This is a genomic window from Parahaliea maris (genome assembly GCF_008064665.1).
In the GTDB taxonomy this organism is placed as follows: Bacteria; Pseudomonadota; Gammaproteobacteria; order Pseudomonadales; family Halieaceae; genus Parahaliea; species Parahaliea maris.
This window is the reverse complement of the sequence record NZ_VRZA01000003.1, coordinates 154636-167150: the sequence shown is the minus strand read 5'-3', so window position 1 is coordinate 167150 and position 12515 is coordinate 154636. Positions and strand designations below refer to the sequence as shown.

The 12515-nt window shown below is 64.2% G+C and carries 12 protein-coding genes; 8 read left to right on the top strand and 4 right to left on the bottom strand.

Annotated features, from left to right (window positions below):
- The first annotated feature begins 172 nt into the window (after window positions 1-172).
- A complete protein-coding gene (locus FV139_RS09130; RefSeq protein WP_148068135.1) occupies window positions 173-940 on the top strand; it encodes an exodeoxyribonuclease III in 768 nt (255 codons plus the stop codon).
- A 31-nt stretch (window positions 941-971) separates the two neighbouring features.
- Here FV139_RS09130 and rph read toward each other — a convergent pair whose 3' ends face one another.
- The gene (rph, locus tag FV139_RS09125; protein WP_148068134.1) at window positions 972-1694 is read right to left on the bottom strand and encodes a ribonuclease PH; all 723 of its coding nucleotides are present in this window, start codon (window positions 1692-1694) and stop codon (window positions 972-974) included.
- A 167-nt stretch (window positions 1695-1861) separates the two neighbouring features.
- On the opposite strand from rph, the gene FV139_RS09120 reads away from it, so the two are divergent.
- From FV139_RS09120 to FV139_RS09100, 5 genes are all read left to right on the top strand, one after another.
- The gene (locus FV139_RS09120; RefSeq protein ID WP_148068133.1) at window positions 1862-2746 is read left to right on the top strand and encodes a YicC/YloC family endoribonuclease; all 885 of its coding nucleotides are present in this window, start codon (window positions 1862-1864) and stop codon (window positions 2744-2746) included.
- Window positions 2747-2865: 119 nt separating this feature from the next.
- Entirely contained in the window at window positions 2866-3483 is a 618-nt protein-coding gene (gmk, locus tag FV139_RS09115; protein WP_148068132.1) for a guanylate kinase, read from the top strand.
- Window positions 3484-3740: 257 nt separating this feature from the next.
- Window positions 3741-4001, top strand: a complete 261-nt coding sequence (gene rpoZ / locus FV139_RS09110) for a DNA-directed RNA polymerase subunit omega (RefSeq protein ID WP_148068131.1) — start codon at window positions 3741-3743, stop codon at window positions 3999-4001.
- A gap of 38 nt (window positions 4002-4039) precedes the next feature.
- A complete protein-coding gene (gene spoT / locus FV139_RS09105; protein WP_148068130.1) occupies window positions 4040-6157 on the top strand; it encodes a bifunctional GTP diphosphokinase/guanosine-3',5'-bis pyrophosphate 3'-pyrophosphohydrolase in 2118 nt (705 codons plus the stop codon).
- A 22-nt stretch (window positions 6158-6179) separates the two neighbouring features.
- The gene (locus tag FV139_RS09100) at window positions 6180-6563 is read left to right on the top strand and encodes a RidA family protein (RefSeq protein ID WP_148068129.1); all 384 of its coding nucleotides are present in this window, start codon (window positions 6180-6182) and stop codon (window positions 6561-6563) included.
- A 49-nt stretch (window positions 6564-6612) separates the two neighbouring features.
- On the opposite strand, the gene FV139_RS09095 is transcribed toward FV139_RS09100, so the two are convergent.
- Window positions 6613-7485 carry an NAD(P)H-binding protein gene (locus FV139_RS09095; protein WP_148068128.1) on the bottom strand — a complete coding sequence of 291 codons (873 nt, stop codon included), beginning with the start codon at window positions 7483-7485 and terminating at the stop codon, window positions 6613-6615.
- 149 nt (window positions 7486-7634) lie between these two features.
- Here FV139_RS09095 and recG point away from each other — a divergent pair, with 149 nt between their 5' ends.
- Window positions 7635-9704, top strand: a complete 2070-nt coding sequence (gene recG, locus FV139_RS09090; RefSeq protein ID WP_213004077.1) for an ATP-dependent DNA helicase RecG — start codon at window positions 7635-7637, stop codon at window positions 9702-9704.
- On the opposite strand, the gene FV139_RS09085 is transcribed toward recG, so the two are convergent.
- Both FV139_RS09085 and FV139_RS09080 read right to left on the bottom strand, forming a co-directional pair.
- Window positions 9701-10282, bottom strand: coding sequence for a DUF1415 domain-containing protein (locus FV139_RS09085; RefSeq protein ID WP_148068127.1), 582 nt, complete (start codon window positions 10280-10282; stop codon window positions 9701-9703). The two genes, recG and FV139_RS09085, sit on opposite strands and share 4 nt — an antisense overlap.
- Window positions 10279-11649: an FAD-dependent oxidoreductase gene (locus FV139_RS09080; protein ID WP_148068126.1), complete on the bottom strand. Its 1371-nt coding sequence runs from the start codon at window positions 11647-11649 to the stop codon at window positions 10279-10281. Before FV139_RS09080 ends, FV139_RS09085 begins: the two co-directional genes overlap by 4 nt.
- Window positions 11650-11893: 244 nt before the next feature.
- Between FV139_RS09080 and FV139_RS09075 the strand changes: the two genes are divergently transcribed.
- Window positions 11894-12511, top strand: a complete 618-nt coding sequence (locus tag FV139_RS09075; RefSeq protein ID WP_187276461.1) for a chorismate--pyruvate lyase family protein — start codon at window positions 11894-11896, stop codon at window positions 12509-12511.
- The last annotated feature ends 4 nt before the right edge of the window (window positions 12512-12515 follow it).

The window sequence follows — 12515 nt, the reverse complement described above, 5'->3', positions numbered from 1 at the left end:
AAGAGGGACAGACAACATATATAAAAGTAGCCCGATAGAAAGCGGGCCGGACCTGTCAACCGCACACCCCCGGCTGTCGCCAGCCCCGAGGTGGGCATGTGAATGCGCCCGCACAGTATTCTGAAGTGACAGGCTCAGGTATCATACACGCTCTCTAGACAAGGGGCCATGAATGAGGATTATCAGTTTCAGCGCCGACGGCATTAAAAATGCTGCCGCTCGGGGGCTTTACGACTGGCTGAACGAACAGGATGCAGACTTCATCTGCATTCAGGACCTGCAGTGCAGCGAATACGACCTGCAGGACAACCTGTACTTCCCCCCTGAGTACAACGCCTACTTTTTTGACGATGTAAATGGCAAGGCCAACGGGGTCGCCATCTACACCCGGCAGCTGCCCAAAGCCATCATGACCGGCCTCGGCTTCGCCGAGTTCGACATGGAGGGGCGCTACATCCAGGCCGATTTCGAAAACCTGAGTGTGGGCTGCCTGCTGGCACCCTACGCGGAGCCCGGCAGCGGTGAGCAACTGGCGCGGAAATCCGAATTCTTTGGCCTGCTGCAAAATCACCTGCTGAAGATTCGCAACAAGCGGCGCGAATTTGTTATCTGCGGTAACTGGCACATCGCCCACACCGCGGCTGACGTCCAGGACACCGAACGCCACAGCAACGCCCCCGGCTTCCTCGCCGAAGAGCGACAGTGGATGGATGAACTGATCGAGGCGGGTTACGTCGACGCGTTCCGCGAAGTGAACTCCGACCATGACGAGTTCAGCTGGTGGCCGGAGGGCGACCGCAGCAGCAATGGCTTGCGCACGGATTTCCAGATTGTGTCGAAGGGACTCAAGTACAGCATCGACTACGGCGTACTCTACACGGCGCGGGAGTTCTCCAACCACGCGCCGGTGATCATGGACTACGACATCGAATTGAGCTGAACCGGCCGGGAGCGGCCCGGCCCAGCCGGGGTCACCCCTCCGCCAGGGCCTGCTTCTGGGCGGCGATCAACTGCTCCACTCCCCGGGACGCCAGGTCCAGCATGGCATTGAGTTCTGTGCGCGCGAAGGGCGCTCCCTCGGCAGTGCCCTGCACCTCGATGAAACCGCCGTCTTCACCAATGATGACATTCATATCGGTGTCGGCAGCGGAATCCTCCGGATAATCCAGGTCCAGCACCGGCACCCCCTGATACACCCCGACGGACACCGATGCGATCATCTGTTGCAGTGGATCCCCGAGAATGAGCTTCTTGCGCTGCAGGAAGTTGAGGGCATCCACCAGGGCGACGCAGGCTCCGGTGATGGAGGCGGTGCGGGTACCGCCATCCGCCTGGATGACGTCGCAGTCGATGGTAATGGTATTTTCCCCCAGCTTTTTCAGGTCTACCGCCGCTCGCAGGGAGCGGCCGATGAGACGCTGGATTTCCACCGTGCGACCACCCTGCTTGCCGCGGGCGGCCTCCCGGCCCATGCGGGTACCGGTGGAGCGGGGCAACATGCCGTACTCCGCCGTCACCCAGCCACTGCCGCTGCCGCGCAGGAAACGGGGTACCCCTTCCTCTACCGAGGCGGTGCAGATCACCCGGGTATTACCAAAACTGACCAGCACCGATCCCTCGGCATGGCAGGTAAAATTGCGCTGAATGCTGATGTCGCGAAGTTGGTCCGGCGCGCGGCCACTGGGTCGTTGCATATCGGTTGTCCCCGGTCGGTTGAAATCGGGCGACAGTATACGGCAGCCATCCTGCCCTTGCAGTTCAGCAGCGGCGGAAAGCGAGCGACAGGCCGCGGGCAATTCGGTGAGCCCGGCGGGCAAAGCTGCTACACTCGGGGGCCGCGTTGTACAGTGATTGCCGCCCCATGATTCACAGCATGACCGCCTTTGCCAGAGAGAGCCTGGCCACCGAGCAGGGAACCCTGACTCTCGAGTTACGCACGGTCAACCACCGCTACCTGGACTGCCATTTCAAATTACCGGATTCACTGCGGGTACTGGAAGCCAATTTCCGGGAGCAGGCCGCCAAGGGGCTGGCGCGCGGCAAACTGGACTGCCTGCTGCGCCTGCAACAACAGGGTACCGCTGCGGTCGGCCCGCTGGTGGTGGACGAGGAACGCCTGGAGGAAGTACTCACCGCCGCGGCGCTGGTGGGCGACAGGATGGCGGCCGGCAAACTGCCCGGCGCCCAACTGCTGGACCCGCTGCAGGTGCTGCAGTTTCCGGGGGTGTGCGCTGCGGCAGAAAGCGGAGAGGAGGCCCTGCAGGCAGCAGCAGCCAAACTCTTCAGCGAGGCCCTGACTACCCTGCGGGACAATCGCGCCAGGGAGGGGGAAAAGCTCGCCAACCTGATCCTCGAGCGCCTGGACCTGGTGGAAGCCGAGGTAGCCCGTACCCGCGAACACCTGCCTGCCCTGCTGCAACAGCAGCGCGAGCGGGTTATTGCCCGGATCGAGGACCTGGACCTGGACACCGACCAGTCACGGCTGGAGCAGGAACTGGTCTACATGGCCCAGAAAGCGGATGTGGACGAGGAACTGGACCGCCTCGACACCCATATCGGCGAGGTGCGACGCACCCTGAAAAAGGGCGGCCCCTGTGGCCGACGCCTCGACTTCCTGATGCAGGAGTTCAACCGCGAGGCCAACACTCTGTCCTCCAAAGCCACCGCCAGCAGCACGACCGCCAGCGCGGTGGAACTGAAAGTACTCATTGAACAAATGCGCGAACAGATCCAGAACATCGAATAGCGCGGCCATCCCGGGGAGAGGCCCGGGGAAGGACCCGGGGGAAGGCCCGGGGTGCCACCGGCGGGGGCATTGAGGTTACAATGCAGCCTCACTCCAGACGCGCAGGACACCCGGGCAACATGACCGCAAAAGGCACTCTTTACACCGTTTCCGCCCCCAGCGGCGCAGGCAAAACCAGCCTGGTCAACGCCCTGCTGGAACGCTGTGAAGGTTTGCAGGTCTCTGTCTCCCACACCACTCGCCCGATCCGGCCGGGGGAAACCGACGGGGTCAATTACCACTTTGTCACCGAGGCCGAGTTCACGGCAATGCTGGACCAGGCGGCGTTCCTGGAACACGCCCAGGTGTTCGGCAATTTCTACGGCACCTCGCAACGCTGGGTGGAACAACAACTGGACGCCGGCACCGACGTCATCCTCGAAATCGACTGGCAGGGCGCCGCCCAGGTCAAGCGTCTGCTACCGGAGACCCGGGCGATCTTCATCCTGCCCCCCTCCAGGGAAACCCTCGAGCAGCGTCTGACCAGCCGCGGCCAGGACGAGCGCGCCATCATCGAGTCGCGCATGGCCGAAGCCGTGCAGGAAATGTCCCATTACATCGAGTCCGACTTCCTGGTGATCAACGAGGATTTCGACGCCGCCCTGGCAGACCTGGTCGCCATCATTACCAGCCAGCGCCTGCAGACCAACCGCCAGGCCTCGCGCCTGGGGCCCCTGCTGGAGAACCTGCTCAGCTAAGCCCCCTCAAGCTCCCCGGGACGGGGCTTGCGCGGCATTATTCACGGCACTCCGGGGCTGGACTCGCCCCCGGGGGCACGCGTTATAATTCGCGGTCCTCCGGCGTGGCGACAGCTGCCCGGCCTGCGAGCCCGACTGCACACCGCCCGGTAGCCCGGCGAGAGAGCACCGCGCTCCACATAATGAACCCGGTTTACAACCCGTCGACCCGCGGCATCGGCTGCGGACGGCCAAGAACTGCATGGAAACTAGAAAGCATGGCACGTGTCACTGTTGAAGATTGTCTGGAAAATGTCGCCAACCGCTTCGAACTGGTCATGGTAGCCAGCAAGCGCGCTCGGCAGATCGCGACCGGCGGTAAAGACCCGCTGGTGGAAGAAGAGTCTGACAAGCCCACCGTTATTGCCCTGCGCGAGATCGCCGAAGGGCTGGTAAGCCCCGACATTCTCAGCCGCGAAGACGAGCTGGACGCGGAAGAGGAACTGGCCGAGGTCATGGAGGCCAGCGAGTCGCTGTAATCATGACGGGCATCTCTGGCAGCTGACAGTTATCCGCTATGCAGACCATTGATGCCCTGGACTCCACCCTCCGCAGCTACCTGAACACCGAGCAGTCGCTGCAGGTACGCCGCGCCTACTATTTCGCCGAGCAGGCCCATCACGGGCAGCTGCGCCGCAGCGGCGAACCCTACGTCACCCACCCCCTCGCTGTCGCCGGCATCCTCGCCGACATGCACATGGACCACCAGAGCCTGATGGCCGCCATGCTGCACGACGTGATCGAGGATACCGGTATCGACAAGTCCGCCATCGGCAGCCAGTTCGGCTCCACCGTGGCGGAACTGGTGGACGGGGTCAGCAAACTGACCCAGATGGAGTTCGACTCCCTGGCCGAGAAGCAGGCGGAGAACTTCCAGAAAATGGCCCTGGCCATGGCCCGGGACATCCGCGTCATCCTGGTCAAACTGGCCGACCGCCTGCACAACATGCGCACCCTCGGCGTACTGCGCCGGGACAAGGCCCGCCGTATCGCCCGGGAGACCCTGGAAATCTACGCGCCCATCGCCATGCGCCTGGGTATGAATACGGTGCGCATGGAGTTCGAGGACCTGGGCTTTCGCGCCCTGCACCCGATGCGCGCCAGCCGCATCGAGGCCGCCCGCCGCGCCTCCCGCGGTCATCGCAAGGAGCTGGTGGACAAGATCCGCCACCAGATCGAGACCGCGCTGGAGCAGGAAGGCCACGAGTGCGAGGTGATCGGTCGCGAGAAACACCTCTACTCGATTTACAAGAAAATGAAATCCAAGAAGAAATCCTTCTCGGAAATCATGGATATCTACGCCTTCCGCATCATCGTCGACTCGGTGGATACCTGCTACCGGGTACTGGGTTGCGTGCACAGCCTGTACAAACCGGTGCCGGGGGAATTCAAGGACTACATCGCCATACCCAAGGCCAACGGCTACCAGAGCCTGCACACCGTGTTGATGGGGATGCACGGGGTACCGATCGAGATCCAGATCCGCACCCTGGAAATGGAGGAGATGGCCAATAACGGCATCGCCGCTCACTGGCTGTACAAGAGCGAAGGCCAGAGCGCCAACGCCAGCCACGCCCGCGCCCGGGAGTGGGTGCAGGGGCTGCTGGAAATGCAGCAACGGGCCGGTAACTCACTGGAATTCATTGAAAGCGTCAAGATCGACCTGTTCCCGGACGAAATCTACGTATTCACCCCCAAGGGTGGGATTCTGGAGTTGCCGCGCGGCGCCACTGCGGTGGACTTTGCTTACGCGGTCCACACCGATGTGGGCAACAGCTGCGTGGCCTGCCGGATCAACCGGCGCCTGGCGCCCCTGTCGGAACCCCTGCAGAGTGGCCAGACAGTGGAAATCCTCACCGCCCCCGGTGCCCGGCCCAACCCGAGCTGGTTCAATTACGCGGTGACCGCCAAGGCCCGCACCAACATCCGCCACTACCTCAAACACCAGACCCGGGACGACTCCGTCGCCCTCGGCCGGCGCCTGCTCGACAAGGCCCTGGTCAACTTCGGTACCAGCCTGGATGGGCTGGGAGAAGACCGCATCAACGACTACCTCGGCCGCCACGAGTACAGCGAGCTGAACGACCTGCTGGACGACATCGCCCGCGGCAATCGGCTCCCCCCCATCACCGCCCAACAGCTGCTGGGGGAGGGCAGCGAAGCCCATCCCTCGCTGGACGAGAAACTGTCCCAGCCAGTCGCCATTCGGGGTACCGAGGGCTTCATGGTGAGTTACGCCAAGTGCTGCCACCCGATCCCCGGCGACCCGATCGAGGGCTACCTGAGTTCGGAAAAAGGGGTGGTGGTACACCGGGAGAGCTGCAAAAACCTGGCGGAAATGCGCGAGAATCGCGAGCGCCTGGTGGCCCTGCGCTGGGCCGACGAAGTAGAGGGGGAATACCTGACCCACCTCCGCGTCGAAGTGGAAAACCGCCGCGGCATGATCGCCGTCCTTGCCACCCGCATCAATTCCATGGGGGTGAACATCGAGCGCATCGCCACAGAGGACAAGGACTACCAGTTTACCTTCGTCGACCTGGAACTCATGGTCGAAAACCGGGTGCACCTGGCCAGCATCATGAAACGGCTGCGCAACCACGGCTCAGTGCGCCGCGTCACCCGTATCAAGAACTAGCAAGACCGCAGGAGATAACACCGTGAGCAACCGTGCCATTATTTCGACCCCCGACGCCCCCGCCGCCATCGGACCCTATTCCCAGGCCGTCAAGGTTGGCAACACTGTGTGGCTGTCGGGCCAGATCGCCCTGGCGCCGGACACCATGGAAGTGGTTGAAGGGGGAGTGGAAGCCCAGGCCCACCAGGTTTTCAAAAACCTCACCGCGGTTGCCGAGGCGGCCGGTGGCAGCCTGAATCACGCCGTGAAGCTGAACATTTCCCTGGTCGACATGGACGACTTTGCCGCGGTGAACGCGGTGATGGCGGAGTACCTCGAGCAACCCTATCCCGCGCGCGCCTGCGTGCAGGTGGCCGGCCTGCCCAAGGGCGTGGCCATCGAGGTCGAGGCTATTCTCGCTCTCTAGGGCCTCACTCAAAGGCCTCGCTCTCCAGGCCTTCGCCCTCCAGACCCTCTCAGCAAGCCTGCTCGCGAGCGGCCAGCACCGCGGCGTACCCGCTGCGGTAATCGGGGTAGCGAAGTAAGTACCCACTGGCGCTCAATACCTGATTATGACAGCGCTTGTGGCCCGTCGCCGGCGCCCGGGTGGCCGTCGCAGGTACCCCCAGTTGCTGCGCCAGCCAGGCCTCCACGACGTGCTGGGGTGCGGGGCAGTTATCCACACCGAGGTACACCGGCGCCAGTTCACCACCTTCCTCAACCTGACGGAGGAGAAAGGCGAGCAACCCGGCCACGTCATCGCGGTGAATCCGGTTGGAGTAGCGCAATGGTTCCGCAGCCGTGACGTCGCCTCCGGCCACCCGACTCAGCAGGCGACCTTGCGGTTCCCCGTAGATACCACCGCAGCGGATGACCGAGGCATTGTGGCCAGATGCCAGCAGCTCCGCCTCTGCATCGATAATGGCCCTGGCGGCGGGGTCACCGGTGGCGAGGGGCGAATTCTCGTCCACCCAGCCCCCGTCGTGTTCGGCGTAGACCCGGGTACTGCTGACCATCAACACAGCCCGGGGCCGGTGCCCCCCCAACCCGGCCAGCAGGTTTTCGGTGGCCCGGGTAAAACCTGTCTCATAGCCTGCGGCATCCCGCCCGGTGGGCTTGAGAGTGGTGACCACGTAATCCGGAGCCAGATCAGCGAGGGACTGCAGGCTGCCCGACTGCGTATAATCCGCGGCCAGTGCCTGAATGCCCGGCGGCAGCGCCGTGGGGTCACGCCGCACGCCGGTCAGCCGCCAGGTGGCGGGTAGCTGTGCCGCCAGGCGAATGCCGAGGTCACCGCAACCCAGCACCAGCACTGATCGGGCTGATGACGAACGTTCACTGGCGGGCATCACTGCAGGTACACTCCCTGTCAGATACGATGAATGATTAACAGTTTACGGGGCATCATGACCGCGACAGACACAGCCGGCAAGCCGATCTCGAGTTGCCGGCCTCGCCGGGGCCTGACGAGCCGGGGCTGGGCGAGGGGGGAAACGGTTTGATCAGCGAGAGGCTGGCGGACCAGCCCCTGCAAAGCCTGCGTGGTGTCGGCCCCAAACTCGCGCAGAAGCTCGCCGACTACGGCGTTCACGGGGTGGAGGACTTGCTGTTCCACCTGCCATTGCGCTACCAGGACCGCACCCGGGTCACCCCCATCGCCGCATTGCAGGCCGGAGTCGACGCTGTTGTTGAGGCGGAAGTGCGGGCCGCGGATATCGTCTTCGGCCGGCGCCGCAGCCTGGTCGCCCGGGTCCAGGATGGCAGCGGTACCCTCACCCTGCGTTTCTTTCACTTCAGCGCTGCCCAGAAGAACAACCTGCGCACCGGCACCCGGCTGCGGTGCTACGGCAACGTGCGCCGCGGCAGCAGCGGCCTGGAAATGTACCACCCCGAATACCGGCAGCTGGAAGAGGGTGAAACGGTCAACGAGGAACGGCTGACCCCCATCTACCCGACCACCACCGGCATCAGCCAGGGCCAGTGGCGCAATCTCTGCAGCCAGGCCCTGGCCCTGCTGGCGCGCGCCGCACCACAGGACCTGCTGCCCCCACAGCACAGCCACGGCTACAGCCTGGTCCAGGCGCTGCACTACCTGCACAACCCGCCGCCGGATGTCCCCCTGGGCCAGCTGCAGGAGGGGCGCCACCCCGCCCAGTTGCGCCTGGCGCTGGAGGAGCTCGTGGCGCACAACCTCGCCCTGCTGCGCCTGCGACAGCAGCAACTGAGCGTGGAGGCACCGGCACTACCCGCTCGCGAGCGGGAGTATCGGCAACTGCTCGGGGCACTGCCCTTCACACCCACCGGTGCCCAGCAGCGGGTTATCAGTGAGATCAGTCACGACCTGGCTCGCCAGCAACCCATGCTGCGGCTGTTACAGGGGGATGTCGGTTCCGGCAAGACCCTGGTTGCCGCTTGCGCCGCCCTGCAAGCCATCAGCAACGGTTTCCAGGTGGCGGTGATGGCTCCCACCGAGATTCTGGCCGAACAGCACCGCCAGAACTTCGGCTCCTGGCTGGCTGCGCTGGGCATAGAGCCGGTACTGCTCACCGGCAAGACCCGCGCCGCTGCCCGGCGCGACATCCTCGCCGCGCTGGCCTGTGGCGAGACCGGCCTGCTGGTGGGCACCCACGCCCTGTTCCAGGCGGATGTGGAATTCCATCGCCTGGGGCTGGTGATCGTGGACGAACAGCACCGCTTCGGGGTTCACCAGCGCCTGTCACTGACCGAAAAAGCCCGGGGCCGCAGCGGCAGGCCGCACCAGCTCGTGATGACCGCCACCCCGATTCCCCGCACCCTGTCGATGGTCGCTTACGCCGACCTCGATTGCTCGGTGATCGACGAACTACCCCCGGGGCGCCAGCCGGTCACTACTGCGCTGATCGATTCGGCTCGTCGAAACCAGGTGATCGAAAGGGTAGCCAGCGCCTGTGCTGACGGCCGACAGGCCTACTGGGTCTGTACCCTGGTGGAGGAAAGCGACGTGCTGCAGGCACAGGCTGCCGAGTCCACCGCCGCTGAACTGGCCGAAGCGCTGCCAGATCTGCGCATCGGCCTGATCCACGGCCGCCTCAAGGCGGCGGAGAAAGAGGCGGTGATGCGCGACTTCAAGGCGGGCGAGATTTCACTGCTGGTCGCCACCACCGTCATCGAAGTGGGCGTGGACGTCCCCAATGCCAGCCTGATGGTGATCGAGAATCCCGAGCGACTGGGGCTGGCACAGTTGCACCAGCTGCGCGGCCGGGTCGGTCGCGGCCAGGCGGCGAGCCACTGTGTACTGCTGTACCAGACCCCGCTGTCGCAGCACGGCAAGGAGCGCCTCGCCGCCATGCGGGAGAGCAACGACGGGTTCTACATTGCCGAGAAGGACCTGGCCCTGCGGGGCCCGGGCGAGGTGCTCGGGACCCGACAAACCGGTGATATGAGCTTCCGGATTGCCGACCTCAGCGTGCATGAAGACCTGCTCGACGAAGCGCGCAGGGTAGGAGCTGAACTGAGCCGGGACACACAGCGGGAATCGGCGCTGGTGCGCCGCTGGACCGGCGACCGGCAGCGCTTTGCCAGCGTTTAGCGAGGCCGGCCAGGGGCGTCGAAAAGGGCCTGCCAGCGACCTTCGAGCTCTTCCCGCCCGAGGCGCTCCAGGTGAGCGATGTTGTCCTCGGGGATGCTTTCGGGGTCCGGGTAGCTTGCCAACAGCCGGGTCAGCATGGCCTCGCGCAACAGGTGCACAGTGGGCCAGGGCGAGCGGTTGGTGAAATGACTGGCCGCATCCTCCGGCTCGCCCTCGAAGCGATAGTCCGGGTGGAAACTCGCCAACTGCACAACACCGTCCAGCCCGACCTGTTCCAGCATGGGCTGGGCCTCGGCAAGAAAATCCAGGTAGTCGTCAAACCCTGCCAGTGCCTGCGGAAAAACCAGCAGGGTAGTGGCAATGTCCGCTTCCGACCGGGACTGCAGCAGGTCCAGCTCAGCGAGGAAGGCGTGGTGCAGGTCTGCCCGCTCGTGGGCACTGCAAACGCTGATCCGCAACGCCGGTGAGCTGAGCAGGGGGCGGGCAAAGGGGCACAGGTTCAGCCCCACAACAAATTCGGCAAGCCAGGACCGGGTCTGCTCTTCGGCTTCCCCGGCTGTGACTGGCTGTGAGCTCAACCGAGGATGACCGGCAGCTCTTTCTGCAGCGCCAGTTTGGCCTTGGTAGCCTCACCGGTGAGTGCGAAGCCCAGCAGCGCACCAGCGGTGTCGCGGAACTCCGCTTTCACGTTGTTGCCATCGACCTCGAAACTCCAGTCGCCAGCAGCACCCACCGCGGGGGGCGCCACCACCACCGGACAGGCCGGGGTCTTGATGGTGACCGGCATGGCCGGGTAGGCCACTTCCGTCGGCTCACCGGCCAGGGTTTTACCCAGGGCGCGGGCCGCGGCCATCAGCGGAGCCACGTAGACCAGCACATGACCCTCTACCTCGGCACAGTCGCCCAGGGCATAGACATTGGGCGCGCTGGTCTCCAGCAGGCGGTTGGTCACCACCCCGCGGTTGGTGCTGATACCGGAAGCCTGGGCCAGATCGATGCGCGGACGCACACCTACGGCGGAAACGACCAGGTCGGCGCTGATGGTCTGGCCATTGTTCAGTGAAACCACAACACCTTGCTCGGCCTTGTTTACCTCGGTGACCAGCGGGCCGAAGTGGAAGGTCGCACCCTTGGCTTCCAGGGCCGCCTGCACCGCCTTGCCAGCCGGTTCGGGCAGCAGGGTCGGCAGGCAGTAGGCGAGGGGGTCGACGGTCTCCACCTCGAATCCACCGTTCAGCAGGTCGTTGGTGAATTCGCAACCGATCAGGCCGCCGCCGATAATGCAGACCTTCCTGACGTCGTTTTTCTTCACTGCCGTGCGGAAATCGTCGTAGTCCAGCAGATCGTTGACCGAGTAGACCTTGTCGAGGCCGTCACCACCGATGGGGGGCTGGATGACCTGGGCGCCCACGGCCAGCACCAGCTTGCCGTAGTGGATAGCGGTCTGGGCATCGCCCACCTTGATCATCTGGTTGGCGGTGTCGATCTCGCTGACGTGGGTCATGGTCCAGACACTGGCCTTGAGTTGCTTGGCCATGGAGCCGGCGTCGGACTGGGCGAGGTCACTGGCCGAGGTGTCCTTGGTGTACCCGGTTGACAGCATCGGCTTGGAATAGGGGCGGCCATCGTCGGACGTGATCAGGATCAGGGGCGTATCTTCGTCCTGCTTGCGGAATTCCCGGGCCAGGTTGTAACCCGCCAACCCGGTGCCCAGAATCACCACCGGGGCGTGGACCTTGTCCGCCACTGGCTCCTCGTGATGTGGCACATCATCCACTGGCGCCTCTTCCAGCAGCTCGAAGTCTTCCTTGCCCACACCGCAGTCAGGGCAGAGCCAGTCCTCGGGCACATCTTCCCACTTGGTTCCGGGGGCGATGCCATCGTCGGGCCAGCCCTCTTTCTCGTCGTAGATCAGGCCACAGACAATACATTCCCACTTGCTCATACTGAAAACTCGCTCTGCTTCACGGTGTCCGCCACCGCGGGTGTAGTTCAGGGTTAAAAACGGAGAGGCACACTATAGGGTTGTATGAAAATTGTGCAAGGGCCGAAACCGACGCTCCGGCGGTGCACGGTAGCATATATTCGACCCGCCACCGATAAATCACTGAAACCAACCTTGCGCCACTTCAGGTGATACCGCATGCTCGCCCTGCATTTATCGCGAGACTCCCACACAGAGAGACAGCGTGCCAGTACCGCTTCCGCAGGCCGAACCCCAGTGGCGCCCCGCAACCCAATTCGCCAACCACCAGCTCGGCAGCCGCGATCGCGCCTGGCTGCTCGACGACGGCTCCCTGACCGGACGCCTTATCGCCAGTCACGCGGGCCAGTTCAGGGTCCGGCGCCTGCGCCAGGAGTGGGTGACGCCGCATCCGAGTGAACGCCGCCTGCTGGCGATGCCACTGCGCCAGCGCGCCCTGGTGCGGGAGGTGGTCCTGACCATTGACGACGAACCCCTGGTGTTTGCCCGCAGCCTGTTCCCTGTTTCCAGCCTGGTCGGGGAGCTGCGACACCTGCGGCAGCTGCGCAACCGGGCCCTCGGCGCGATTCTTTTCCGCTTTCCCCAGATGCACCGCAGCCCCTTCGAACTCGCCACCATCCCCGGGGACAACCACTATCTGCCGGAATTCCTGCGACAACGGGAGGCCGCCTGGGGGCGCCGCTCCTGCTTTGATATCAGCGGCCGGCGACTAATGGTCAGTGAGGTCTTTCTCGAACCATTCCGACCCTGGAGTGCCGTGCTCCCGGTACACCGCAGCCAGCGGGGTAAGGTCAGCGCTGCAATCCTGCGGCCAAAACAGTAAGCTG